General features: G+C 41.0%; 30 protein-coding genes and 1 riboswitch. Of the genes, 4 read left to right on the forward strand and 26 right to left on the reverse strand.

The window, feature by feature from the left end; translation table 11 throughout:
• Window positions 1-10 precede the first annotated feature (10 nt).
• The 7 genes from H7F25_RS09215 to H7F25_RS09245 all read right to left on the reverse strand — a co-directional run bounded on the left by H7F25_RS09215 (window position 11) and on the right by H7F25_RS09245 (window position 6,068).
• Entirely contained in the window at window positions 11-589 is a 579-nt protein-coding gene (locus tag H7F25_RS09215; RefSeq protein ID WP_024422826.1) for a genetic competence negative regulator, read from the reverse strand.
• 165 nt (window positions 590-754) lie between these two features.
• Window positions 755-1,543: a metallophosphoesterase gene (locus tag H7F25_RS09220; RefSeq protein ID WP_025093049.1), complete on the reverse strand. Its 789-nt coding sequence runs from the start codon at window positions 1,541-1,543 to the stop codon at window positions 755-757.
• A gap of 86 nt (window positions 1,544-1,629) precedes the next feature.
• The gene (locus H7F25_RS09225; protein WP_185854508.1) at window positions 1,630-2,085 is read right to left on the reverse strand and encodes a DUF2663 family protein; all 456 of its coding nucleotides are present in this window, start codon (window positions 2,083-2,085) and stop codon (window positions 1,630-1,632) included.
• Between the two features lie 64 nt (window positions 2,086-2,149).
• Window positions 2,150-2,932, reverse strand: a complete 783-nt coding sequence (locus tag H7F25_RS09230; RefSeq protein ID WP_185854509.1) for a LysM peptidoglycan-binding domain-containing protein — start codon at window positions 2,930-2,932, stop codon at window positions 2,150-2,152.
• On the reverse strand, window positions 2,877-3,518 hold the full coding sequence (locus H7F25_RS09235; RefSeq protein ID WP_185854510.1) for a CPBP family intramembrane glutamic endopeptidase: 642 nt from the start codon (window positions 3,516-3,518) through the stop codon (window positions 2,877-2,879). Before H7F25_RS09235 ends, H7F25_RS09230 begins: the two co-directional genes overlap by 56 nt.
• Window positions 3,515-5,023: a RecQ family ATP-dependent DNA helicase gene (locus H7F25_RS09240; protein ID WP_065214676.1), complete on the reverse strand. Its 1,509-nt coding sequence runs from the start codon at window positions 5,021-5,023 to the stop codon at window positions 3,515-3,517. Before H7F25_RS09240 ends, H7F25_RS09235 begins: the two co-directional genes overlap by 4 nt.
• Window positions 5,016-6,068, reverse strand: coding sequence for a YpbB family protein (locus tag H7F25_RS09245; RefSeq protein WP_185854535.1), 1,053 nt, complete (start codon window positions 6,066-6,068; stop codon window positions 5,016-5,018). The genes H7F25_RS09240 and H7F25_RS09245 overlap by 8 nt, the downstream gene beginning before the upstream one ends.
• 267 nt (window positions 6,069-6,335) lie before the next feature.
• Between H7F25_RS09245 and H7F25_RS09250 the strand changes: the two genes are divergently transcribed.
• Window positions 6,336-6,584, forward strand: coding sequence for a ferredoxin (locus H7F25_RS09250; protein WP_008361239.1), 249 nt, complete (start codon window positions 6,336-6,338; stop codon window positions 6,582-6,584).
• 232 nt (window positions 6,585-6,816) lie between these two features.
• Here H7F25_RS09250 and H7F25_RS09255 read toward each other — a convergent pair whose 3' ends face one another.
• Complete coding sequence (locus tag H7F25_RS09255; protein ID WP_044332864.1) at window positions 6,817-7,359, reverse strand: riboflavin transporter FmnP; 543 nt, start codon at window positions 7,357-7,359, stop codon at window positions 6,817-6,819.
• 183 nt (window positions 7,360-7,542) lie between these two features.
• Window positions 7,543-7,673, reverse strand: a riboswitch (FMN riboswitch).
• Window positions 7,674-7,960: 287 nt separating this feature from the next.
• Here H7F25_RS09255 and serA point away from each other — a divergent pair.
• Complete coding sequence (gene serA / locus H7F25_RS09260) at window positions 7,961-9,535, forward strand: phosphoglycerate dehydrogenase (protein ID WP_024422834.1); 1,575 nt, start codon at window positions 7,961-7,963, stop codon at window positions 9,533-9,535.
• Between the two features lie 34 nt (window positions 9,536-9,569).
• Here serA and H7F25_RS09265 read toward each other — a convergent pair whose 3' ends face one another.
• The 15 genes from H7F25_RS09265 to H7F25_RS09335 all read right to left on the reverse strand — a co-directional run bounded on the left by H7F25_RS09265 (window position 9,570) and on the right by H7F25_RS09335 (window position 23,383).
• Entirely contained in the window at window positions 9,570-10,217 is a 648-nt protein-coding gene (locus H7F25_RS09265; RefSeq protein ID WP_024422835.1) for a M23 family metallopeptidase, read from the reverse strand.
• A 104-nt stretch (window positions 10,218-10,321) separates the two neighbouring features.
• The gene (locus H7F25_RS09270) at window positions 10,322-11,428 is read right to left on the reverse strand and encodes a hypothetical protein (protein ID WP_029706041.1); all 1,107 of its coding nucleotides are present in this window, start codon (window positions 11,426-11,428) and stop codon (window positions 10,322-10,324) included.
• Window positions 11,340-11,948: an RNA polymerase sigma factor SigX gene (gene sigX / locus H7F25_RS09275; protein WP_125587279.1), complete on the reverse strand. Its 609-nt coding sequence runs from the start codon at window positions 11,946-11,948 to the stop codon at window positions 11,340-11,342. Before sigX ends, H7F25_RS09270 begins: the two co-directional genes overlap by 89 nt.
• A gap of 203 nt (window positions 11,949-12,151) precedes the next feature.
• A complete protein-coding gene (locus H7F25_RS09280) occupies window positions 12,152-13,933 on the reverse strand; it encodes an ATP-binding protein (RefSeq protein ID WP_185854511.1) in 1,782 nt (593 codons plus the stop codon).
• Complete coding sequence (locus H7F25_RS09285) at window positions 13,930-14,652, reverse strand: response regulator transcription factor (RefSeq protein WP_003215596.1); 723 nt, start codon at window positions 14,650-14,652, stop codon at window positions 13,930-13,932. Before H7F25_RS09285 ends, H7F25_RS09280 begins: the two co-directional genes overlap by 4 nt.
• An 84-nt stretch (window positions 14,653-14,736) precedes the next feature.
• On the reverse strand, window positions 14,737-15,915 hold the full coding sequence (gene ccsB / locus H7F25_RS09290; protein WP_122631057.1) for a c-type cytochrome biogenesis protein CcsB: 1,179 nt from the start codon (window positions 15,913-15,915) through the stop codon (window positions 14,737-14,739).
• On the reverse strand, window positions 15,899-17,578 hold the full coding sequence (locus tag H7F25_RS09295) for a cytochrome c biogenesis protein ResB (RefSeq protein WP_122631058.1): 1,680 nt from the start codon (window positions 17,576-17,578) through the stop codon (window positions 15,899-15,901). The genes ccsB and H7F25_RS09295 overlap by 17 nt, the downstream gene beginning before the upstream one ends.
• Window position 17,579: 1 nt before the next feature.
• The gene (gene resA / locus H7F25_RS09300; RefSeq protein ID WP_024422841.1) at window positions 17,580-18,110 is read right to left on the reverse strand and encodes a thiol-disulfide oxidoreductase ResA; all 531 of its coding nucleotides are present in this window, start codon (window positions 18,108-18,110) and stop codon (window positions 17,580-17,582) included.
• A gap of 90 nt (window positions 18,111-18,200) precedes the next feature.
• Window positions 18,201-18,935 carry a 23S rRNA pseudouridine(2605) synthase RluB gene (gene rluB, locus H7F25_RS09305; RefSeq protein WP_024422842.1) on the reverse strand — a complete coding sequence of 245 codons (735 nt, stop codon included), beginning with the start codon at window positions 18,933-18,935 and terminating at the stop codon, window positions 18,201-18,203.
• A 135-nt stretch (window positions 18,936-19,070) separates the two neighbouring features.
• The gene (locus H7F25_RS09310; RefSeq protein WP_024422843.1) at window positions 19,071-19,607 is read right to left on the reverse strand and encodes a spore maturation protein; all 537 of its coding nucleotides are present in this window, start codon (window positions 19,605-19,607) and stop codon (window positions 19,071-19,073) included.
• Between the two features lie 4 nt (window positions 19,608-19,611).
• The gene (locus H7F25_RS09315; RefSeq protein ID WP_024422844.1) at window positions 19,612-20,199 is read right to left on the reverse strand and encodes a nucleoside recognition domain-containing protein; all 588 of its coding nucleotides are present in this window, start codon (window positions 20,197-20,199) and stop codon (window positions 19,612-19,614) included.
• Window positions 20,187-21,338 (reverse strand): D-alanyl-D-alanine carboxypeptidase family protein, encoded by a 1,152-nt coding sequence (locus tag H7F25_RS09320; RefSeq protein WP_039179629.1) that lies wholly within the window; start codon window positions 21,336-21,338, stop codon window positions 20,187-20,189. Before H7F25_RS09320 ends, H7F25_RS09315 begins: the two co-directional genes overlap by 13 nt.
• 113 nt (window positions 21,339-21,451) lie before the next feature.
• Window positions 21,452-21,931 (reverse strand): YpuI family protein, encoded by a 480-nt coding sequence (locus H7F25_RS09325; RefSeq protein ID WP_044332823.1) that lies wholly within the window; start codon window positions 21,929-21,931, stop codon window positions 21,452-21,454.
• 113 nt (window positions 21,932-22,044) lie between these two features.
• Window positions 22,045-22,635, reverse strand: coding sequence for an SMC-Scp complex subunit ScpB (gene scpB / locus H7F25_RS09330; RefSeq protein WP_185854512.1), 591 nt, complete (start codon window positions 22,633-22,635; stop codon window positions 22,045-22,047).
• Complete coding sequence (locus tag H7F25_RS09335) at window positions 22,625-23,383, reverse strand: segregation/condensation protein A (protein WP_024422848.1); 759 nt, start codon at window positions 23,381-23,383, stop codon at window positions 22,625-22,627. Before H7F25_RS09335 ends, scpB begins: the two co-directional genes overlap by 11 nt.
• Window positions 23,384-23,592: 209 nt before the next feature.
• Between H7F25_RS09335 and H7F25_RS09340 the strand changes: the two genes are divergently transcribed.
• Window positions 23,593-23,685 (forward strand): YjcZ family sporulation protein, encoded by a 93-nt coding sequence (locus tag H7F25_RS09340; RefSeq protein ID WP_012010430.1) that lies wholly within the window; start codon window positions 23,593-23,595, stop codon window positions 23,683-23,685.
• Window positions 23,686-23,775: 90 nt separating this feature from the next.
• Complete coding sequence (locus H7F25_RS09345) at window positions 23,776-24,300, forward strand: DUF309 domain-containing protein (RefSeq protein WP_122631059.1); 525 nt, start codon at window positions 23,776-23,778, stop codon at window positions 24,298-24,300.
• Between the two features lie 24 nt (window positions 24,301-24,324).
• Here the strand turns inward: H7F25_RS09345 and H7F25_RS09350 are convergent, their stop codons facing one another.
• The 3 genes from H7F25_RS09350 to ribB form a co-directional block, all read right to left on the reverse strand.
• A complete protein-coding gene (locus tag H7F25_RS09350; protein ID WP_024422850.1) occupies window positions 24,325-24,678 on the reverse strand; it encodes a GNAT family N-acetyltransferase in 354 nt (117 codons plus the stop codon).
• A gap of 113 nt (window positions 24,679-24,791) precedes the next feature.
• A complete protein-coding gene (gene ribE, locus H7F25_RS09355) occupies window positions 24,792-25,256 on the reverse strand; it encodes a 6,7-dimethyl-8-ribityllumazine synthase (RefSeq protein ID WP_029706184.1) in 465 nt (154 codons plus the stop codon).
• A 26-nt stretch (window positions 25,257-25,282) separates the two neighbouring features.
• A complete protein-coding gene (ribB, locus tag H7F25_RS09360; RefSeq protein ID WP_122631060.1) occupies window positions 25,283-25,909 on the reverse strand; it encodes a 3,4-dihydroxy-2-butanone-4-phosphate synthase in 627 nt (208 codons plus the stop codon).
• Window positions 25,910-25,919 lie beyond the last annotated feature (10 nt).

Here is a 25,919-nt window from a genome sequence, read left to right on the forward strand (position 1 = left end):
ATAAAAGTGATTAAAAATACATTTGAATCGTTTTCACAGCATCGTCTTGCATGATCACTTTTCCATATTCTTTTAGCCGGTGGATGGTGAGTGTCGTAGGTGAGCCAAACTCTGCTAAAATCGAAATGACTGTATCAGCAGATAATTCTCCAACATCATCCAGGCTGAGGTAATATTGACCTTCATAATGGTAAACTGTACCCCCTAAAAGTCCAATACGACTTAAACTATGGGACAGTTGAATCACATCTTCAAACGAGGCAAATTGATAGAGCACATGCTTACTCTCGTCGAGCTTGACTTGCATCTCAATGTAATCTTCATCAAACTCATCATCAGCATCTTCCTGCTGACTCTTTGTGACAATGACGACCATCCCCTGCGCCTGAAGAGAAAATACTTCAACAGCAATCGGTCCATTCGCTTCAAAACCGAGCTCCTGATTCGCCTCGTTCATCATGTCTTTAAACAGCTGATGGACTTTGAACGAATCTTTCCAAAGGTCTTCTTTCGTAAGACCTCGGTCTGTCAGGTCATCTAGTGTGAGAAAAATTTTGATTTTATTATAATTCAGACGCTCCAGTCGCATAACGTTCCCTCCTGCCTCTTCTAAACACACATCATACTGTAGTATATGAGATGATGAGTCATAGGTTCTTAATTTTGTATTCAGTTTACACTGTGTCAAGACGGAAGACAAGCATGAAGCTATGCTTACGGTGACTTTTATGGAAAATATTGAGGGTGCCGCAAGTTAACGCGTTTTTAGAGGCATTAAATAGATCAGATGGGTTTCTGGTTCTGCTCCGAGACGCATGGGAATTTTTGTGGTCCCGTAGCCATTACTAATGAGAAAGAACGCACCTTTGACCTGGCCTGTTCTTCCTTTTTCATACGGACCAAATTTCCCAATTCGGATCTGTCCCCCATGCGTATGACCGCTCAGGACAAGGTCGATTCCCTCTTCTTCACTCATCAAATGATGCACATCTGGATTGTGTGATAAGAGAATATTGACATCATCTTTCACAAACTCAGGCCGTATGGCTTCATAATCTGCTTTTTCAAGCCGAATATCATCAATTCCTCCGATTTTGATTCGCTGGCCTTCGAAATTCCATACAGCCGTTTCATTTTGCAAAGTCGTGACATCGTATGCATGAAGAATTTCTTTAAACCTTTGCTGGTGCAGCTCATGATCATTATTTCCCCAAACAAAATAAACCGGCGCAATTCTTGATAAACGTTTCACATTTTCTTCAATCCTTGCGTAGGGCACACCTTTTTCTGCTAAATCTCCGCCAATCATAATCACATCTGGCTCTTCCTGTCTGATTTCTGCTAATAAAGTGTCACTGATGAGACGTCTGTGTGTATCAGAAATAAAGAAAATGACAGCAGGCCGGTCTGATTGAAGTGCTTCTATTGTAAAATAATGCTTTTTGATGTTGTTTTGTTTTGCCGTTTTCACCATTTTCGCCGTTACACACACACCTGTTGTAACAGCCGCAATGGCGGCAGTAAATCCGATGGCATATTTCATCACAAATGGCTCCCTTACGTATCTTTCTTTCATAAAACGCTTGAAAGAAAAAAGACGTTTCAACTGTTAAACGTCTTTTTCCTCATTTATTTACTTTCATAATAGAGATTAATGTCATACTGCTTCTGCATATAGCGAAAAACCGTCTCGCGCTCTTTCCACTGATTTGACTGCGGCCATAAATCTGTGCTTTTTTGTATAATTTCACATCGAAGCCGATGATATTCATCCTCAGCCTTTTCTTCTTTTTTCTTATAGTAATAAGATGCGTAAAAAGCAAAGACCTCGGCCATGATCCAAAACAGAAATACTTCATGACCAAGCAGTGTGGCAATCATGGCTTCCGGCTGAAGCGAGCCGCCTCCCGCATTTGCCGTGATCACAAAATAAAACAAAAGAATGGCCAGCGATAGAAGGGCTGTCCATTGCCATCTTTTGCACTGCTTGGCAAAACCCTCATATTTATGCTTTCTTTTGATCAATGTTTCCATCATCTTCTGTGTCGGCTGATCCATATATCGGCTGATTGCGTGTAATGTCATCACATACACCCTGTCCCTTTTTTCTACATATGTATGTGCGTGCTTCTTCATTCATGTCAGGTGATTAGTTTTCTAGTGGAATATTCAGCACTTGACCACTGTATACGCTGTTACCTTTTAAGTGATTATAGGCTCTAATTTTCTCTTCACCCGAACGGTTTTTGTAATACTTCATTGAAATTCGATACAGGTTTTCCTCTGGACCAACAGTGTGCTGCACGACACGGACTGGCTTTTCTTCCTGCTTCTTTTTCTCTTCGGCTTCTTTTCTTTTTTTCTCTTCCTGCTGCTTTTGCAAGGCTAGTTGCTGCTGTTCACGCTTTTTGGCAGCTTCAGCTCTCTCGCGTTCTTTTTCTTTCGCTGCTTGTTCACGCTCTTCTTTCTCTTTAGCAGCTTTTTCTTTTTTCTTCTGTTCAGCTTTTTCTTTCGATCGTTGTTTTTCTTCCTCTTTCTTTTGCTTCTCATCATCAGACGCATCCGCTTTATCAGCACTTGAGTCATTTTTTGTTTCGGCAAGTGCTGACGGGACTGGGTCTGTGTCAGCACTTGAGGTAGAATCAATATTATATACATCTTGATTATTATTATGGTTGATTTCCTTTGATGTGTAGTAAATCAAAAGAAAGAACACCGTGACGACAATAATAGGAAAGATAATAGCCAGTGTTGTAAACAATGGATTGCGCACCTTTTTCGTGCGCTGCTTTTTATATTCATGGAAATCTTCTCGTGTAGGAAAGTGAGAGTCATCTGAAGGCTCTACTTCTTCTTCAAAAATTTCCTCTACATCATCATGGATGTTTGTCAGCTGCTCCTTCTTTCTCTTCATTCTCGACATTTCTTCCATGTTCATCCCTCCCCCTATATTTCAAACGAATTTGACAAGCAAAGACTAAGTCAATGACAAAATGGGTCATGACAGGAACAAATAAATTCCCCGTCCACTCGTATAAAAGTCCTAAAAAAATACTAATAGAAACCACAAGGATAAACAAGAGTATTTTTGATAAGTAGCGAAAGTGAAGGAGCGCAAACACAATACTGGCAATTTCCAGTCCAAATTGCTGCTGGACGATCCCTCGGAATAGAATTTCCTCTGAAAAGGCGATGAGCAGTGTTAACCAAACAATATGCGGGATGCTGCGGTTTTTGAACATTTTTTCATTTAATCCGCCATCATCATACATATGAGCAGGAAACACCTTCATGACAATCGCATCCACAATGATCACAACCGCAGCGCCGCCAATTCCATAAGTCAGTATCCGCGCATCTTGGATCTCCCAAAGAGATGTGAAATCTGTCCAATAATCGAACATAAATATACCTAGTAAAAAAGAAATGACCAGCATCAGCAGCTGCGTGAAATACAGCTGTTCTACCACTTGTCGATCGGTTAATTTTTCGATGATCCGGCGATGTTGTTCAATCAATGCTGCGCCTCTTTTGTCAGATGAAACATACGATCCAGCACGGTCTTCCAGTGTGTCATTTCATTCAGCTCCAATGGTTGATCTTTTTTTTCATAATCAGACAGGTCAAGTCCGCAAGAAGAGCAGCAGCTGCCAGAGGATGCGCTCTCTGTTTGATCAAGCTGTTCGTAAAAGTATGATAACAGAGATTGTCTAAAGCAGCCATGATCTGTGATCCGCTCCTTAAATTGCCACACTTTTCTCAGTTTTTCTGTTTGTCTGTCCTGCAATTTCTCTTTCAGTTTCATCAGGAGCACACGCGGCTCGTCAGACTGATACATCCTGTAATAATGGATCAGCATTCTTGCACGTGTCTCCTGAAGCCCTGATTCCATTAATTGTTCACGTAATTTCTTTTCATCATTTGTCTGCATTTGTGTCAGCCTGGCTAAGAAGAAATCAATTTCTGGCTCATCAAAGCCCTCTGCTTGTATTAAATGCTGTTGAATGTCCGCATCCTCTTCTGTATATAAAAGAATGCTGACACTCTTTTTCCCGTCCCGTCCTGCTCTTCCAATTTCCTGCATAAATGCTTCAATTGACTGCGGCGGGCTCATATGAATAACAAATCGTATATCTGCTTTATCAATTCCCATTCCAAAAGCACTTGTACAACAAATAAGATCAAGCTGTCCGCTGATAAATTGCTGCTGAATAAGCATACGATCTCCTGCATCCATTCCGCCATGGTAATACTCTACACGCTGATGGGTTTTTTGTTTCATAATGAGCGCCATATCTTCTGTCATTTGCCGGGTTGGGCAATAAATCAGACCGGGGCCCTGCAGATATTCAACAAGCTCAATGGCCCGTTTTTCTTTTGCTTCTTTCGTTTCGTGCGCTTCTTTGACTAATGCGATGTTTGGCCGGTTGACAGAATGGATATGAAAGTCTGGATGCTGCAATCTTAACGTTTGTACGGTATCTTTTAGCGTTTGTTTTGTTGCAGTTGCCGTCAGTGCTAAGGCGACAGGATGACCTAACGCTTCTCTCCATTCTCCCAGCTTGGAATATTCCGGACGGAAATCATGCCCCCACTCAGATATACAATGGGCTTCATCGACGACAAACAGACCAATATGCATCGATTTGAGCTGTTCTAGCAGCACCTCTGACATTAATGCCTCAGGGGCGACGAATAAAAATTTATATGATGGCAAATGCCGAATGATATGTCGTCTCTCCTGAAAAGACAATGTGCTGTTCAGTGCCGCCACTCGTTTTTCTCCGCGCATTTTCATTCGTTCGACTTGATCCTCCATAAGCGATAACAGCGGCGAAATAATGAGAACTAATCCATCTGTCATATAGCCGGGAATTTGATAGCAGATGGATTTCCCGCCGCCAGTAGGCAGCATGGCCACCGTATCCTTTTGATTCAGTACACTTTGAATAATGTCCTCTTGACCCGTTTTAAATGAGTCGTAACCAAAATATCGCATGAGCGTCTGATGAAGCTTATCCATTTGCTTTCACCATCCTTGTCAGAGCCAATCGTATTTGAAAATAAGTAAATGGATGTTCGAGTTTTTCTTTAATCAGCTTCATCTTATTTGTTTGAAGCTCTCTGGCTACTGCATGAATGGCCTGCTGCTGTTCTTCGCTCACATACGGCTCTATTGAGAAGCTCGGTTCATGTATGGAAAGCTCGACAATATGGTCTTCGATCGTTGCCTTTTTTAAAGAGCGAATGTGAGCAATTTGATCAATATCAAAGCCTTTTTGCACAAGCTCGAGCGTTTTGTGCGTAGAGGTTGTCAGCACGCGTTTGAATTCAAGGTCACCTACGAGCTTTTGCATGAGCTGCGCCTCACCTTTTTGGGCAGCATGAATAAAATAATGGAGGACATTCCAAAAAAGCAGGTACACATACCACACATCTTCTTTTAGCCACTCTGCCATTTGCTGATACGTACGCCCAATTCTTTCATTTGAGGTCAATGAATAAACAAATATCAGCGCCTCTTGATCACTTATACGGCTAAGGAGCTTTTCGAGTTCATGATGCAGCTCTTCCGAAAGCTTATTCTTCTCATGATGCTGTTTTAAGAAGGATTTCGTCCAGCTTTGTACAGATACATCTCTTTGTATTGGGACATATTGATGCGATCCAGCCAGATGGTGAGACAGCACTTGTACAAGTAACGAGAGCCTCATCCATAACACCTTTGCTTTATCATGATATTTGGCACCATGAAAAAAAGCGGGCATCGGTTTTTCTGAGAAATACTGGTTTAGCATTTGCTGTCCTGCATCTGTAACAATGAATGTCTCCCCTGTTTTTTTGATGTAGTGCTTTTCGTCAAGCTTTATAGTAGAGCGATTCAGCTGATCCCTCGTAAACCCCGGGTAACAGCCGAAATACTTTGAAAGCTGAAACAAACTGGCATCCTGTATGGTTTGTGATGATTTTTTTCCTTTAAAAAGATGGTAGACAGCACTTATGGAGCGTTCGCCGTTCAATTTATATACGCTGTCCATTAACATGACATCCAAGTAATGAAGAGTCATTCGCCAAAGCACCTGTCTTCCTGACAAAATTCGAATATTTTCTCCCTTTATTTTAACAGATTTCATAGAAGAAGAAATGTTTAAACTCAATTTGTGGGGGAAAGTTATGAACAAACCCTTATGTGATAAGCATTCTCAATCACTTTACAGTTGAAATGTGAAATTAAAATCATTACAATAAGGTTTGAGGAAATTGTTTTTTATCGGTGAAACTAAAAAGGTTAGACCATTTGTTCCATCGAACAATCTGGGAGGTATTTTTTTAACATGGCAAAATATACAATTGTAGACAAAGACACATGTATTGCTTGCGGCGCATGCGGTGCAGCTGCTCCAGACATTTATGATTATGATGATGAAGGCATTGCATTTGTTACGCTTGATGACAACCAAGGGACTGTAGAAGTTCCAGAAGTACTTGAAGAAGATATGCTTGATGCATTTGAAGGATGTCCAACAGATTCAATCAAAGTTGCGGACGAATCTTTCGATGGTGACCCGCTTAAGCATGAATAGTATAAAAGCCCCTTATACAGGGGCTTTCAGCATGTAAACAAACCCTCGCATTCGGTATCAGGTCTGCGCTCCAGTGCTCACGAATATTCAATTCGCTCCGCTCCGGTACTCGTCCTTCCTAGACTGCAAAGGTTTTCTATCACGCTGAAAAGAAGACAAAGAGCTAAAATAAAGATCATTTTAGCTCTTTGTCAACAATCTAAAAGCCCCTTATACAGGGGCTTTTTTTATATTAACTATTTTGAAGTCGGCGTTTATTTTCAAACCATGGACGCATTTTCACAAAAATGAGGCTAAACACGATGGTAATGATGATTCCTTTAATAAAGTTAAATGGTAAGATCCCTGCTGTAATGGTCGTCTTGAGCGCATGATCAGATAGTTCTGGCGCGTTTAAGAACCATGTGTAAGCTGGCAGGAATAAGAAGTAATTTAAAATACTCATCATCACAGTCATAAGCAATGTACCCGCGATCATAGACCATGCCATCCCTTTTGCTGATTTGATTTTTTTGAACATAAAGGCGACTGGCAAGATAAATAGTGTGCCTGCAATGAAGTTCGCGACTTGCCCAACTGGAACGCCGGACATACTGCCTTGAATGAGGTAATGCAGTACATTTTTTAATGCCTCAACTGCAATCCCTGCACCCGGTCCATAAATTAAAATTGCAATAATTGCCGGGATATCACTAAAATCAATTTTCAAATACGCTGGAAGACCCGGGAAAGGAAAATCCAATAAAATTAACACAAACGAAATACTGCTGAGCATACTGGTAACAACTAAACGCTTTACTTTACTTTGATTCAATATTCTCTCTCCTTTTCGATCAAATCTTTCGAAAAGAGGATTGTTCCATTTTAGCCACAAAAAAACCGCCCTTGAAAACAGGAGCGGGGAAATTGGGCTAGACAAATAAACGTGTGAACATCAATGTTTTCAACGTTTATGAACCTCCATCTTCTCCCATCCAGACTATACTGTCGGCTTCGGAATCACACCGAATCCTGCCAAAAAGGCTCGCGGGCTTAGAGACTATGCTCATCACCGCCGGTAGGGAATTGCACCCTGCCCCGAAGATTGATCATTATTCAATTCGACATCATTATATATGATATATGAGCATTTGTACAGATAAAAATCCTGAGCAAATTCATCAGTTTTAAGAAATCGTAAAAAACACAAAAATTCTAATGACAAATGCGCAAAAATTGGTTATCTTTTGTTTAAAGGTGTTCATTCTTTATAAAGACACAAAGAAATGTTCGTGTTTTCTTTTTCACTTTACTGCTTTAATTTGATTGACACAGTGAAAAGGAATATGGTAAATTATCAGATATTTATGACGTTTATTTTAGGAGGAAATCTTACGATGTTTCGAGTATTAGTCTCAGATAAGATGAGCAATGATGGTCTTCTACCACTTTTAGAATCAGATTTTGTTGAAATTGTCCAAAAAAATGTAGCAGAAGCAGAAGATGAATTACACACGTTTGATGCCTTACTTGTCAGAAGTGCCACAAAAGTAACGAAAGAGCTTTATGAAAAAATGACTTCATTAAAAATTGTCGGTCGTGCCGGTGTGGGAGTAGACAATATTGACATTGATGAAGCGACCAAGCATGGCGTCATTGTAATCAATGCACCAAACGGTAATACGATCTCGACAGCTGAGCATACGTTTGCTATGATTTCATCACTTATGCGTCATATTCCGCAGGCCAATATTTCTGTCAAATCAAAAGAATGGAACAGAGGTGCATATGTTGGTGCTGAGCTTTACGGAAAATCTCTTGGGATTGTCGGTTTAGGCAGAATCGGAAGTGAAATCGCCCAGCGTGCAAGAGCATTTGGCATGACAGTCAACGTGTTTGACCCATTTCTCACAAAAGAGCGTGCAGAAAAAATTGGCGTCAATGCGAAATCACTTGATGAAGTACTCGAAGTATCAGATATTATTACTGTACATACGCCATTAACAAAAGAAACAAGAGGACTTCTCAATAAAGAAACGATTGCAAAAACGAAAAAAGGTGTTCGCCTTGTAAACTGTGCGCGCGGCGGCATTATTGACGAAGCTGACCTTCTTGAGGCACTTGAAAGCGGCCATGTCGCAGGAGCTGCACTCGATGTATTCGAGGTAGAACCTCCAACTGATAATCCGCTTGTGGATCATCCACACGTCATTGCAACTCCGCATCTTGGTGCCTCTACAAAAGAAGCACAATTAAATGTAGCGGCGCAAGTATCTGAAGAAGTCCTTCAATTTGCAAAAGGCCTTCCTGTCATGTCATCTATTAATCTACCAGCGATGACAAAAGACGAGTTCAAAAAGATTCAGCCTTATCATCAATTTGCAGGGAAACTTGGACGTCTTGTCTCTCAATCCATGAGAGAACCTGTAAAAGAAGTAGGCATTTCTTATGAAGGCTCTATTTCAAAACTCGAAACATCATTTATCACAAAGAGTCTCCTGTCAGGCTTTTTAAAAGAGCGTGTTGATTCGACTGTGAATGAAGTAAATGCTGGAATGGTCGCAAAAGAACGAGGCATTAGCTTTAGTGAAAAAATTTCTTCCAGCGAATCTGGTTACGAGAACAGTATTTCTATTGAAGTCAAAGGTGATCTTTCAACCTTTACTCTAAAAGCGACTTACATCCCGCATTTAGGGGAACGCGTAGTTTCTATTAATGGCTTTAATATTGATTTTTACCCAGATGGACACCTTGTCTACATCCAGCATACAGATGCACCTGGTGTGATTGGAAAGGTTGGACAGATTTTAGGCGACCATGATGTCAACATCGCAACAATGCAGGTGGGACGTAAAGAAAAAGGCGGCGAAGCCATTATGATGCTTTCTTTCGACAAGCATCTAGAGGACGAAATTGTGAAAAAATTAACTGAAGTGCAGGATATTCTTTCTGTCCGCCTGATTGACCTATAAAAAACAGTGATAAACCTCATGCTTTGCATGAGGTTTATTTAGTTGAAACCATTAAACGGTCTCCTGTTCGAATGAGGTGAGTGGTCAGCTCATTGATCTTTTTCAATTGTTCCACAGTCATTTCATGCGCCTTTGCTATCGACCAAAGGGTATCCCCTTGTTTAATGACATATGTATTTTTTTCATGTCCATTTACATGAAGAGCGGGCTCTTGGAAACGTTCCACAGCAATCATTTTGAGCGGATCTATTGCATCCTCTTTGCTGACTGACCAATTGCCACGATGTACTTCAAAATGCAAATGTGTGCCTCTGGAGGCCCCTGTGTTGCCAATTATACCAATCGGCTGTCCCGCTTGTACATGGTCACCCTTTTTCACAAAACGCTCGTGTAAATGAGCATAGACAGTTTCGTATCCGTTTGGATGCTGAATAAATACAACTTCTCCATATGTAGCCGATACATACGAACGCGTGACCACACCTTCACTTGCAGCAAAAATGGATTCTCCTTCTGGCGCAGCTATATCTAATCCCTTATGCGAGCCGCCCCTTGTCCCAAACAAGTCAGTGACTTCTCCTTTCACTGGTTCCACCCATTCGGTTGTCTTCTGTGCATGGGCAAATGGTGCTAAGATCAAGAGCAAAAAACAGCTGGCACCTATGAAGCAATACCTTTTCATCAGTGACTCCCCTTCTTTGAGGTTCTTTTCATGACAGCTTAGTATACAGCAAGAAGACCATTTTCTATACATCAAAAAAGAACGCAATGAAATGCTTGCGTCCTTTAACGTTCTTTGATGACAACTGGATTCGGCAGAGCCGGTACCTCTATTGGTTCATTTAATTCATATGGTCCTACTTGATCTGTTCCTGCATATTGAATGGTGACATCTGTAAAACCAAAATCTTTCGCTGTGAGCAGCAGACCTTCAATGAGTAGAGTATGATCAATTGAGTCCGATAATTGCGCTGATGCTCCAAACGTGATGGTTACATGCTTACCTTTTGATGTCACTTCTTTAATGGGTTCTTCTTTAATTAATGGTTCAAGTCCAGAATCACTCGTGCGTTTCATGGCCTCTACCGCATCTTCATAAGTAGAATAATGTGTTTTTGAGGGCACCAAAAAAGTCCCGCTCTTATTTTCTAACACGTAATAAGCTTTCTTCGTTTGTTTATCAATTGATATCGTGCCAAAGCTGCTAGTCCCTAATTGAAGATGAGAACCTTTGACTGACCTGACCTCCACTTGTTTATACCTGCTCCATTTGAGCGTTTCTTTGACCATATCTTTAAATCGATTGGCTTCCTTTATCGTATCAAGGGACAAATCATTTTTTAACTGAAAAACAAGTGTATTCCCATTTTCACGAAGGTCCACCATCTCAAGATAAGATTGAAGAGGCTTTGTCATTTCAGGCAGCTGCACCTGTTCATATGTGTTCATCATTTCCTGCAAATGGCCATGTTCATTCTCTTTTTCAATACTTATGGGAACCACTTGAGATGTCGATTCATCTATGTATGCAACCGTCATATACTTTTGCTTGTCTTCATGAGAAACAACGTGTGTGGTACCATTTGCCTGTTTGACCGGCTCTAATGTGGCATTTGCCTGTCCTTTGTCAGCACTTGATTCCATTTTCATCTGTTGATGCTGTTCTTGAGCAGCCGGCTGAAATAAATGAGGAGAAATTAAAAACGCCATAAATAAAACCACAACGGTTGCCACCGCTGGACCGATCCATTTGACACTTTTCTTTTTCTTCCCGCTTGCCATCAGCACCTGCTGGTATATCTGCTTAGATGAACGGTTGTCCTCCACCTTTGGAAGCTGACTTAGTAACACTTTGATTCGTTCTTCGCTCCAATCGGACCTGTTCGTTTTCATTCACTAGCTCCTCCTTCAAAAGCTCCATATGTTTTCGGAGCACTTTCAGGCCTCGGTGCTGCGTTGTTTTGACTTTGCTTTCCGAGAACTTTAGCGCCTTTGCCGTCTCCATGATTGAGTAGCCCTGGATAAACCTTAAAATGATGACAGCTCTTTGATCAATCGTGCAGTGATCAAGCGCGGCATAAATTTCTTTAGTATTTTCATCCTGTACAGCCAGTTCGTCTGGGAGCAAGTCTGGGTCTTTTACATCCTGCTTATCCCAATCAAACGTGCCGAGTACCCGTTGTCTAATGGTTTGCTGCTTGCGAAACCAGTCAATCGCCACATGCCTTGCAATTGAAAACAGCCATGTTTTCTCGCTGCTTCTTCCTTCAAAAGTTTTATATGAGTGAAGTACCCGAATGTAAACCTCCTGTACGAGATCCTCTGCCTGATTTTTATCTTTAACCATGTAAAATAAAAACTGGTACAAATCTTGATGGTACGAATCATATATTTTTTGAAAGGTTTCATGCATAGGAAACCCCTCCGTTCACTTATTTTTGTCGAGTGACTCTTATAAAACGTTACATTACAACTTTATGACAAATATATTACAAGTTCGACAGTTTGGAAAGGGCTTTTTGTTTAACTTCTCCTTAAAAATTTGAAAATAGAAAAAACACTTCATTTTCTTTACGAAAAGAAGTGTTTCTCATGTAACAAGATTCTTCGTCAAGATTAGACGAGTTCCTGCTTTTTTCTCGGAATATAGAATGTGAAGTGTGTACCTGCACCCGCTTTGCTATGAGCATGTATAGAGCCTTGATGTGCCTCGACGATGTTCTTCACAATCGCAAGGCCAAGTCCAGTACCAGAACGTCCTCTTGTCCTTGCTTTATCGGCTTTATAGAAGCGTTCGAAAATAAAGGGCAGATCCTCTTCGGGAATTCCGCTCCCCGAATCTTTTACATCCATTTTCAGTCCGTTCTCCACCGATTGAACCGAGAAGTGAACCTCGCCGCCCTCTGGTGTATGACGAATGGCATTATCAATGAGATTCGTAAACACTTGCTCAATCTTATCTGGGTCGAATACAAAGTACGGTTCATCCACTTGAATATCATACGTAAGGTCGATTTGTTTTTCTTTCGCAACCCCGAGAAACTTACGGTAAATCTTCTCTGTCAGCTCTTCCGTATCTGTTGATTCAAGATTCAATGTAATATGACCTGCTTCCATTCTCGCTAGATCTAGAAGGTCATTCACAAGACGTCCCATTCGAAGTGATTCATCATAGATAATTTGCGCAATCTCTTTCTTTTCTTCTTCTGATCCTGCAATATCATCTACAATTGCCTCGCTGTACCCTTGCAGCATAGCAATTGGCGTACGAAGCTCATGACTGACATTGGCAATGAAGTCTTTTCTCAGTTTATCAAGTCTTCGTTCCTCCGTCATATCACGAAGGACTGCAACTGCTCCTCTGACATCCTGCTGATTATACAGAGGAGACATGAGAAGAACCCAGGTACGCCCTTGCAGCGTAACTTCAATCATTTGCTCTTTTTCTGTACTGACAGCTGTATGAAATAGCTCGCGCGCTTCTGGCGGCAGTTCATCTCCATCTTTGATCTTCATATTTTGCTCATAATACCATGCCTGTAAAAATCGTTCTGCTGGAGGATTTGTCATCAAGATCGTTCCATCAATATTGATGGTGATGACGCCATCAGCCATACTGCTTAAAATATTAGATAAATGTTCTTTTTCTTGATTTAAGGCTGTGATATGGAATTTAAGCTGCTTCCCCATTTGATTAAAGGCGATCGCCAGTTCTCCAATTTCATCTTGCGTTAAAATAGGAATCTTTGTATCAAATTTCCCTTTCGCCAAATCTTGTGCACCCTCTCTCATCTTTCTGAGAGGATAGGTGACACGTGTTGACAAGAAGAAAGCGAATATAGTGGTCAGTACAATCGCAATTCCGGCGGCTAAAAAGATGTAGCGTGTCGTATGTTTCGTTGTTTGTTCTACAGCGAGGAGTGACTGAGAAAGAAAGACCATGCCTTTTTTTCCGTTCGCCTCATATGGAACACCGACTACAATCCGTTCATCTTTTTGATTGCCTGCATCAGGTTCTGCCCGTTTACTGATTTTTTTACGATCTTTCAGTGCTTGATTTAAATCGCTGTCTGCTTCAATTTGTTTCTTTGTAATCGCAGGAAGCTTCCCGTCTTTTTCAGACGAATACCACTCTAGCCCGTCCTCTTGGATGATCGCAATACTCGTCAATTTGTCAGCGAGCTCTGATGTAATCGACCTTGCAAGCGATTGATCCTCATGGCTTTCTAAAATGACCGCTACTTTGTTTGCCATTTGTGTTAAATCAGATTTTGCTTCTTCTACATGATAATTCTCAATGAACTCTAAAAGAAGCACAGTTAAAATAGATAAAACGATCAAGACGAGGAAAAGAATGGTTAACCATAGCTTTCCTACAACACTTTTCCACAGTTTCATTCAGCGCCGACCTCAAATTTGTACCCGACACCCCATACAGTTACGATTTTTTTCGCTGCTTCTGGTGACACTTTATTCAGTTTTTCACGAAGTCGTTTGACATGCGTATCAACTGTTCGTAAGTCTCCAAAGAATTCATATTGCCATACTTCTTTTAGCAGCTTTTCTCTGTCATAGACCTTATCTGGTGTTTTTGCAAGGAAATATAAAAGCTCATATTCCTTCGGCGTGAGGCTGACTTCTTTGCCATCAGCCGTCACTCTATGTGCATCATGGTCAATAGAAAGATGAGAAAACACAAGAACATCCTTTGTTGTTGTCCCAGTATTCAAATAAGACGTTTGAGACGATCTTCTGAGCAATGCCTTTACACGTAAAACCACTTCACGCGGGCTGAAAGGTTTGACGATGTAGTCATCCGTTCCTGCCTCAAATCCTTGAACGCGGTTTGCTTCTTCTCCTTTTGCCGTCAGCATAATGATTGGAGTCGCTTTTTTGTCTCGAATTTGATTACACACTTCGATTCCATCTGTACCAGGCATCATTAAATCGAGCAAAATGAGGTCGTAATCGGTTTGAAGCCCTTTTTGAATCGCCTCATCTCCATTTTCCGCTTCATCGATTTCATAATTTTCACGTTCTAAATACATTTTTAAAAGGCGGCGAATTCTTGCCTCATCATCTACGACTAATATTTTCGTTTGAGTTGTGTGTTCCATTAGACAGTCCTCCTGCTTTCTCCGTTGTTACATTCATTTTAACAAAAAGCCGAATTGAATCATAAAAGTTGGCTTTTCCTTGTATTATGCGTAAGAATGAAGCCCCGCAATGACAAGGTTGACAAAGATGAGATTAAACATAATAATGGCGAAGCCGATCACAGCAAGCCATGCGGACTTTTCACCATGCCAGCCTCGCGACAAGCGAAGATGAAGATAGGCAGCATAAAAGAGAAACGTAATCAATGCCCATACTTCCTTCGGGTCCCAGCCCCAAAACCTAGTCCATGCAATTTGCGCCCAGATCATGGCAAAGATCAGCCCGCCTAACGCAAATACAGGGAAACCAATCGAAACAGCCCTATACCCAATTTCATCAACTAAGTCTAGGTTCACCTGTTTCACTAGCGGTTGAAGCAGTGCGCTCAGCCGTTTGCGAATGATCAATCGAACGAGTCCGTATATGATCAGCCCTACGCCAAATGACCATAACACCGTATTGACCTTTCTACCTGAAAAAACAGGCGGCAGCTCAACAAACGGTTCCAAACGATCTTCCGTCATAAGCTCCCCTTTATGAGGTCCGACAAGAGCTGGCAGCTCATAGACCATCTCACTTTTTTCTTTATTTTTATCGATCCAATTAAATGTCGCTTCATATCCTGTCATTCTAAAGATAGACGTGACAGCGATAAATGCAAGTGTGACCACAATCATAAACATGACAAGCTCTAAACCAAACGTCTTCTTCCCTGGCTTTGTTTGATCCACATGCTTTAATAGAAAGATGACACCTGCCACAAAGCTGATGGCTAAAATGGCTTGGCCAAGTGCTGCTGTTGTCACGTGAATATAAAGCCAATTACTTTGAAGTGAAGGAATCAGCGGTGAAATATCTGATGGGAACATACTTGCATAGGCAATAATCAATAAAGCGATTGGAAGGGTGAATAAACCAAGTACAGATACTTGATACACAAAATATAAAATGATGAATGCAAGCACCAGCATCATGCCAAAAGCCGTTGTGAACTCAAACAAATTACTGACTGGTGCATGGCCAGATGCGATCCATCTTGAAATAAAATAGCCCAACTGGCTCAAAAAACCGATGATGGTAAGCGTAATACCAATGAGTGCCGCCTTATTCCTGCGCGTTCCTTCTTCTTTCTTTTTTCCCTTAATGGCACCACCAAAAAAAGGAACTGCCGCTAAATAAAATAGAAAAGCTGCAAATAACAGATTTTCACTGACTGCCGCCATCTAATCCTTCCCCCTTGCTTTTGCTGATACTTGTTGTATCAGGCAGTTCTTTTTGATCAACTGGCTGTTTGATGCCACTGCCGCTTAGTAACACACCAAGATCGGACTTTAAGCCGAACCAGTTTTTGTTTGTATGTCCTGCCACCAATACTTTTCCATCCTTTGCCGACAGCCATATTCTTCTATGCTGCCAATACATCCCCTGCACGACACCAATCATGAAGATGATTCCGCCTACTATGAGCACGCCAAGTGTTAAATCCTTTCTAACTGTTAACCCTGTAACGTTTTTCGTTTCAACCCGATCAAACTTCATTTTATATAGATTGTTATCAGAACCCTCTACTGTCTCTTGAATGGCGACAAAGCTTTTTTCACCTTTAGGTTTTTCAGGAGAAATCATTTCAAACACGAAAGCAGGATTATTCGGATTCCTTGTTTTCGTACTCGGCGTTCCATCATCGTCAAAATAAAAATCAGGCAGATAGCTCATCACCTTGACTTTGTAACCGCTACCAAGATCATATTCTGACTTAGGCTCCAGCAGATTAATCTTCACTGTACCGAAAGATTTTTCTGTATCTTTACGAATCAGCTGAAAGACCATTTGATCGAGTTCATTTTGTTTAAAATCCACTTGATATAATGAGAAATTGTCAAACTTGAGCGGTTCATTCACTTTGATATCGTGTTCTGTTACCTGCTTCAGCTTGGGCTTTTCACCAAATACAACTTCTCCTTCACGTTTGTATAAAATGGCATCCGTTTTATAGCTTTTCACCACTTGACCGTCGCCAGCTTTTTCAATGGCATTCTCAAACACTTCTTTTTCATTTCCAGTTTCATAGCGATCAATTGAAAACGCATTATTTTTCAAGAAGTATTGACCATCCGTACCTGGAATTGGTGCAGTTTCCCCTTCTCTGACCCAAAGCGTTTCATCCACGTACATGCCCGGGACAAACCGGAGCATCGCTCCAATGAGAAAGATGATTAGTCCAATGTGATTGACGTAAGGTCCCCAGCGTGAAAAACGTCCTTTTTCGGCTAAAATATGCCCATTTTCTTCTCGCACGCGGTAACGCTTTTGTTTCATTGCTCTTATGATGCCTTCATATGTATGCTGATCTAATGTTTTGTCTGTCTCGCTAAACAGACGCTGTCTTCTCATAAAGCCTTCTTTTTTGATAACCCCTTGGTTTTTGAGTGCTCGATAAAGAGGAATAACGCGGTCGAGACTGCAAATGACAAGGGAGATTCCGATTGATGCGACAAGAGCTAAAAACCACCAAGAATTATAAAGATCATGGAATCCAAGTGTGTAATACAGTTTGCCAAACGATCCATATTGCTCTTCATAATACGTGGAAGCAGATGCACCTGGCGGAATAAATCGCTCCTGCGGAAAAATCGTTCCAAGCGAAGAAGCGAGCAGTGTAATGACAATCAGCCACACACCCACTTTAACGGAAGAAAAAAAGTTCCATACTTTATCAACAATCGTTTTGTTGTATGTTTGCGAGCGTCTTGCACTGCCGTCATATCTCATATCAAGCAGCTTTGAAGAGTTTTTCTCTTTAGCCGCAATGGGATTCCCGCATGATTCACATAGAACAGTACCGATTGGATTAATATGTCCACACTCGCACTTTACCTCTTTCATTCTATGACCCCTTTGGTTTAATCAAATTCATATATTCATAGACATTACGTTCTGTCATCGTTCCCTTTATGACTTTGATTACCTTGCCTTCAGGACTGATTAAAAATGTGGTTGGCAGCGGCGTAATATCATATGCCTCTGTCACTTGACGATCTTTGTCCATGGCAACAGGAAAATTCACGCCATAGGATTCCATAAAATTTTTCACGGCAATCTTGGATTCCGCAACATTGACTGCAACAATTTCCACACCGCGATCCTTGAACACTTCATATTGATTCGCCATATAAGGAAATTCTTGTTTACACGGACCACACCATGTACCCCAAAAATTAAGAAAGACACCTTTGCCTTTTAAGTCCTTTAACTCAATCCGATCCCCATCGACAGATTGAAGGACAAAGTTTGGCGCAATAGATCCTTCTTTGACTCGATCCTGTTTGGCAAATACTGAGTTATACATTGTATAACATAGTGCAGCAAGCATCACGAGGAGAATGCCCGTCCGTATGAAAAACCGTCTTTTTTTCATCTGAAGTACCCCTTCCCCATAGACATTCAGGTAAATTATAGCATTCTCCTTCTTTTGATGCTTCTTCATTTTTTGAAGTTTATGTGAAAATTAAAAAGCGCTTTTCCCATGATCGGCAATTGCTCTCAGGCGCTTTACTTCATGCGGAGACAATTCTCTGCGGTCTCCTGGTCTCATACCTTCAATATGAAGGAACGAATATTGCTCTCTTTTTAGCTTTAACACATCATGTCCAATCGCTTCAAACATGCGGCGCACCTGTCTGTTTCTGCCTTCGTGAATGGTTAATTGAACAATACAAGTTTGTTTTCGTTTATCAATAGAAAGCATTTTCGCACGAGCAGGTGCTGTTTTTTTATGATCTAACATGATCCCTTTTTCTAGCTTTCTAAGCAGTTCCTTTGATGGAATGCCTTTTAGCTTCGCTGCATACGTTTTATCAATTTCGTATTTCGGGTGCATGAGCTTATGGGCAAATTCCCCATCATTTGTAATCAAAATCAAACCGCTCGTATCATAATCTAACCGCCCGATTGGATAAAGGCGCTGCGGGACATCATCAAAGAAATCTGTGACGACCTTGCGTCCTTTATCATCCTCGGCAGCCGAAATGACGCCGCGCGGTTTATAAAGCATAAAGTAAACCGGTTCTTCTCTTTCAAGCTTTAATCCATTGACTTCAATTTTATCTGAAGAGCCCACCTTCACTCCGAGCTCTGTCACTGTTTGACCATTAACGGTAACTCGTCCTTCTTTAATTAATTCTTCAGCCTTTCGTCTTGAAGCGACGCCGGCATGTGCAATTACTTTCTGTAAACGTTCCATTTGTCTTTCACCTCATGTACTATCTTACTTGCTTGACTTAAAACAAACAAGCATTCGTGGAAAATTAAGCGTTTCGTCTGTCTAATTTCAGCTAAAAAGCGATTTTCCATCCATGAAATACAAAAAAGCGCCTGATTAGGCGCCGCTAAATAACAAACTGACGATAATCACAGAGGCAATGACACCAATGAGATCTGCTAGCAAACCTACTTTCAGCGCATCTCCCATTTTTTTAATCCCGACTGCTCCAAAATAGACCGTTAAAATGTAAAGGGTGGTGTCTGTTGACCCTTGCATGACAGCTGCAAGCTGGCCAATAAAAGAATCTGGGCCATACGTCGCTATTAAGTCAGATGTCATTCCAAGTGCAGCCGTTCCTGATATCGGGCGAATAAACGCAAGCGGCACGACTTCTGGCGGGAAACCAATCGCTGTAAAGACTGGTTTTAGTAGTCCCATAACAAAATCAAGCGCACCTGATGCACGAAATATCGTAATGGCTACAAGCATACCGACTAAATAGGGAATGATTGAAAAGGCAATTTGAATGCCCTCTTTTCCTCCCTCCACAAATGTTTCATAGGTTGGTACCTTTTTAATGGTTCCAGCAATCAAAATTCCTGCGATGATCAGTGGAATCAAAGCAAGTGACAGCCAGTTAATAAATGCCACAAGATCACCCCCGCCTGCTTCTGCGATAGTGGAAATAACGATCGATGATAATTGCACCGATTCCTGAAATGAGTGTTGCTAAAATGGTTGGCCCTACAATGTCTGTTGGCTGATCTGCCCCATAGGTCATTCTTATTGCAATGACGGTTGTTGGGACAAGTGTGATAGAGGATGTGTTGACCGCTAGAAATGTAATCATAGAACGGCTTGCCTCATTTTTTCCGCCGTTTAATGCTTTCATCTGCTCCATCGCCTTAATCCCAAGCGGTGTAGCGGCATTCCCGAGACCAAAGAAATTCGCCATGAGATTGGACAAAATATACCCCATTGCAGGATGATTAGGCGGAATATCCGGGAATAGCTTTGAAATAAAAGGCCGGCACAATTTACTAAAGAAATTTAACAGCCCTGCCTCTTCGGCAATCTTCATGAGCCCGAGCCAAAAAACGAGAACACTAATCAAACCAATCGAAATGGTAACCGCTTCTTTTGAGCCCTTAAATACAGCCTCGTTCACTTCCTGCATCGTTCCATTAAACATCGCATAGACAAGACCGATGACAGTGAGAAATACCCAAATTAGATTGACCATGAAGATCCGCCTATAGATGTCTGAAAGACAGACTTAAACATTTCTTGAAAGCTTTTTTGAGGCATGCGGTTTCGTTTATTTTCATAAAAAATCGGTAATTGCTCGATCACCTGTCCATCTAATAAAATCGTCATTTTTCCTACAACATCTGGGATGGCTTCGGCGTTTTTTTTCCATTTCTTTTTAGGGGTGAGCATTTCCGTTTCAATTTTGACAAGTTTTTTCTCATCTTCATTTAAAAAATAGTCCACATCACGCTTGATAAACGCTTTTTTTTCGTAAAAGGTCCCTTTTAACGAAGCAAGCCTTCCTTTTTCAGCAAGCACATACGTTTTATAGTGATCAAATGCATATTCAAACATAGAAATATGATCCTTCCAGTCGTCAGGTGCATTAATGGTCACAGCGATCAGCTGAGCATCACCCTTTGCAGCGGTGGAGACAAGCGTTCGTTTTGCAAGCTTTGTATATCCTGTTTTTCCTCCAGTGGAATATTCGTATAAACCGGTGAGCAGCTTGTTTTTATTTTTCCAATAGCCTTCCATTGTCTTCGCTTTATAGAAAGTTGTACCGGCAATTTTTTGATATTGTTTATGTTTCATCGCGTATTTTGTTAGGATCGCCATGTCATAGGCTGATGAATAATGATTTTTATGATCATCGAGTCCGTGCGGATTTTGAAAATTCGTATTCTCCATTCCTAGTTCAGCTGCCTTTTGGTTCATCATAAAGATAAATCCTTCTAAGCTGCCGCCAACATGCTCTGCAATGGCAACAGCTGCATCATTTCCAGAACGCAGCATGAGCCCGTATGTCAAATCTTCTAAGCTCACCTTCTGCCCTTCCTTTAAATAAATGGATGAACCCTCCGCCTGAATCGCACGTTTTGATACTTTGACGGTATCTTTCATTTTTCCTGATTCAATGGCTAATACAGCAGTCATAATTTTTGTAATACTGGCGATTCTTCTTTTTTCGTGCTCGTCCTTTCCAAATAGGACTCTGCCTGACTGTCCATCTATTAAAATGGCGCTTCTTGCACTCACTGATAATGAAATGTCTGCTTTGGCATGTGAGGAAAAAGGCAGTAAGAGTGTAAATAGAAGAAGGACTGCTGTTCCAATTTTTAAATAGGGCATGTTCATTCACGTCCTTGTCCGTTTTGTACAAGTGTATGCTCAGCTGAAAAAGTTATGATGCCCCGTCCATAAAAAAAAGCGCCTCTACATATAGAGGCGCTTCTTCAAATTGCTTATACCATTTTCACTTGCTGATGAGAAGTCGTATATTCCAGCTCTTCTCTCATCGCTAAAAAGTCTTTTTCTAATGAAGAAAATAATTGTTTCATATCAGCGGATACTTCATGGTGAAAAACAATGCTGCTTTTTCCTGTATAGGCCGAACGGCTGTCTTCATACCATGTATCCTTTTTAGGCGTGAAAAATTCTTCAATACATTGATGATAAATACGGTGGAGCATCTGCTGTGCGGCTTGCTGCGGGAATGTCTGCTGCTGGCTCATTTTCCTGCAAACTGCTGCTGCATCCTCGCTGTACACTGCAAGCTTCCGTAATGTACTCAATATGTCACAATAATAGGCTTCCGCTTCGGGGTTTAATCGTTTCAAGCTTGATAAGGTGGTTTCGTTCAGAAAACCATTCATTTCAATTGCAACCTTTGATAAAAAGACGCCTGCTTGATCAACTTGAGCCTTTACATTCATATGTGCCATTTGTTTCGTGTTTACCTTCCCCTCATGGCTTTGTCACCATTTTATCTGTCATCAAAAGATTTTAGACCTAAAATCTTTTTTATATTTTATCATACATTTTTCATTCTTTTGAACTATTTTATGTCTTCAAATGTTTGATTGAAGTTTTCAAAAAATAGATCGGCCTCTTCTTGTCCATCTGCTTCTACATTCTCTGGAAGCGGCGGTAATTCATCTAAAGCCTTTAAGCCAAATTGCTCTAAAAAGGTAGGGGTTGTCCCATAAAGAATCGCTCGTCCCGGACCATCGGCACGTCCTACTTCACAGAGCAGTGCTTTGGCTACTAAACTATGAAGTACCCGCTCTGATTTGACTCCTCTGATCTCCTCTACCTCACTGCGTGTAATCGGCTGTTTATAAGAAACAATGGCAAGCACCTCCAGCGCTGCCTGCGACAAACCCTTGGATGGTGTCTCAACTAATTTTTTTAAATACATGCTGTATTCTTTTTTCGTCAGCAGCATATATGAATCTGCATATTCAATGAGCTCAATCCCTCGTTCTTGTTTTTGATATTCTTCCTTTACGGAAGACATAATGTCGAGTAATACCGACTCATCTACTTCAAGAACAGACATGAGCTGTTTTCTTGTTAAGCCTTCGTCACCTGCTGCATACAGCAGCGCTTCTAAGATGGCTTTCCAATTCACGATATCAAGCGTCATGAATCGTTTCACTCCCTATGATATAAATGTCTTCAAAGTTCCCTTCCTGCTCTAGCATGATTTGATGACTTTTCATCAATTCGAGAACAGCAAGAAACGTCACGACAAGGTGTTCCTTTTGATCATGTTGAAATAGAGTCATGAAATTGGTCCGCTTTTTTGTTTTTCTTAAATGGTTCATAATCTCATTCATTTTGTCTTCAATCGGGATTTCTTGTCTTGTAATCTTTGATGGTGCTGGTTTCGTTATTTTCTTTCGATTTAATACCTTTTGGAACGCACCTAACATATCATACACCGTTACGTGTAAATTTGTGTCCTTCGCTTCTGATTCTTTTGCAAATTCGCTTAAATCACTCGGTGGTTTTGTAAAGGCATTTTGCCTTTCTTCTTCGCGTTCCTTTAGTTCTTGTGCTGCATTTTTATACTTGCGGTATTCAATCAATTTGCCAATCAGCTCTTCTCGAGGGTCTTCTTCCTCTTCGAGCAGGTCTTCATCAAACAGCTCTTCCTCTTGTTTCGGAAGAAGCATTCTGCTTTTAATACTCAGGAGGGTTGCAGCCATGACCAAATATTCACTCGCAACATCGAGCTCAAGCTCCCTCATCGTGTGGACATATAATAAATACTGCTCCGTAATTTTAGCGACGGGAATATCATAAATATCAATTTCCAACCGGTTAATTAAATGTAAAAGCAAGTCCAAAGGACCCTCGAACGAATCTATTTTCACCTGATATTCCAGCATCTTTTTCTCACCATTTCTACTGTCTTCTAAGTACCGTTTCACCGGCTAACCTTTAGTATAAGACAGGATAAAGCTCTCGTCCAATATAATTTCGGCCATGATGCCTTAGGCAAATCGAGAAAAACAGTGGATCCGCCCATACCAATAAGGGCATTTATACATAGAATACCATTGTAATCAGAACTGATGAAAAAGGAGGCCGTATCATTATGGGAGATGGCTATAACTTCGGCGGAGGATTCGCGCTAATTGTCGTGCTTTTCATCTTGCTGATCATCGTTGGCGCGGCTTGGGTTTATTAAAGAAACAGAGCGTCCTTTTCACTAAAGGGACGCTCTTTCTTCTTTTCTTTTCGATATGTTAGACTGAGAGTGGAAAAGGAGATGACCGCTGTGTATCCTGAAGCGTACGTGGCTTTTTTACACGAATTTCATACGACAAGAGATTATTTTGAGTGTCATGAAATTTTAGAGGAATATTGGAAAGAAGATCCCCCTGAGCAGCGCAAAGAATATTGGGTCGGGCTCATCCAGCTCGCTGTTGCCTTGTATCATCAAAGGCGGGGAAATGGAAAAGGAGCAAAACGGCTCATTTCTAACAGTCTTCATTTGTTAGAAGCAAACCGTTCAGTATTATCGAATCTCGGTCTGGATGATGAGGCATTTCTGATGCTTCTGAGAACGCTGAAAAAGAAAATGGATGAAGATACGCCCTATGAAAGTGTGATGCTGCCAATCAAAGATGAAGCACTTCTTTCTTTATGCCAAGAAATGGCCCAAAAAGAAGGACTGCTCTTTGGACAGGAAAGCAACTTATCCCATACATTTTTAATCGAAAAACATAGACTCCGTGACCGGACAGAAGTTTTGCTGGAACGAAAAAAGCAGATTGAACGTAAAAAAAGCAGAGGACTGTAGCCTCTGCTTTTACATGTGTGATATTTAATTTGATTCGCTGTGACACTTATGAAAGAAGCCTTGCGTTAATTCATTTGGAATGAGTGTTTTGGTTTTAAATATTTCTTCCACGGCTAAAACCATTTCCTTGCCGATTCCTTGATCACGATGGGATGGATTCACACTAATATGCTCAATTTGTACTTGGTCGTCTGTTTTCAACACACCAATAGCACCTACAATATCCTCGCCATCTTTCCATAGGAACAGCTGCCGATCTTCATCCATTTCATATGACTTCATCGTCTGCTGAAGCTGTTTGACGTCTTTCTCACCCGGCATAAAGGACAGAAGTCCCATGGCAATTTTTTCAAAAGACCTCTTGTAACGAATTAACATATATACCCCTCAATATTCAAATTATCCTAATTTCCAGCAAATGTCTTATGATTCATTTGCTCATCACACATTATAAACATTTTTATACCGTTTTTAAACTCTTTTTCACTAAATTAAGAGAATGTTCGATTGAGATTCGCCATTTCAATAGCAGCTGCAGCCGATTCGCTGCCTTTATTTCCTGCTTTTGTACCAGCTCTTTCAATGGCTTGTTCAATAGATTCTGTTGTGAGTACACCAAAGATAATCGGTACCCCTGTTGACATAGCACTCTGAGCAATTCCTTTAGCAGCTTCATTACAAACGTAATCATAGTGAGTCGTTGCGCCTCTGATCACGGTTCCAAGTGTGATGACTGCATCATATTTTTTGGTTTCTGCTAATTTTTTTGCCATGTACGGGATTTCAAAAGCGCCTGGTACCCACACAACATCGATATCATCACCATTTGCTCCGTGTCTGAGTAATGTATCTTCTGCTCCATCTAACAGTTTACTTGTAATAAAATCATTGAATCTCGCTACAACGATTGCAAATTTTAGTCCTTCTGCTACTACATGGCCTTGTATTGTATTCATATGTTGATCATCCTTTTTTGTGATTTTTATTTTGTTTCAATAGCGGCTGTTCGATTGTTGTTTAAATATGACTGTAATGCTTCGATTGTCAGCATCTTTAAATCATGCTGTTTTTGGATCTCCTTTAGTTCAGGGACGCGCGCCATTGATCCATCTGCATTCATAATTTCACATATGACACCCGCTGGCTCTGAGCCTGCCAGTTTAGCAAGATCAACCGCCGCCTCTGTATGACCTGGTCTTTCTAGTACGCCGCCCTCTTTTGCAATAAGCGGAAAAACATGACCTGGTCGGGCAAACTCTTCTGGTTTTGCGTCTTTATTTAACATGGCCAGCATGGTCGTGGAGCGCTCAAAAGCACTAATACCAGTCGTCGTTGTCACATGGTCGATGCTTACTGTAAACGCTGTATGGTGTGCATCCGTATTATGTTCAACCATTGGATGCAGATTCAGGTGTTTGGCGATCGACGCATGGACTGGCGTACAAATGAGGCCTCTTCCATGTAAAGCCATGAAGTTAATCACCTCAGGTGTGGCATGCTCAGCAAGTGCCACAAAGTCTCCTTCATTTTCTCTGTCTTCATCATCCACTACGATAATGATTTCTCCTTGTTTAAGGGCATTTACTGCCTCATTAACGGAATGATACATACAATCGCCT

Origin of the sequence: Bacillus sp. PAMC28571 (assembly GCF_014250435.1) — a bacterium.
In the GTDB taxonomy this organism is placed as follows: Bacteria; Bacillota; Bacilli; order Bacillales; family Bacillaceae; genus Bacillus; species Bacillus safensis.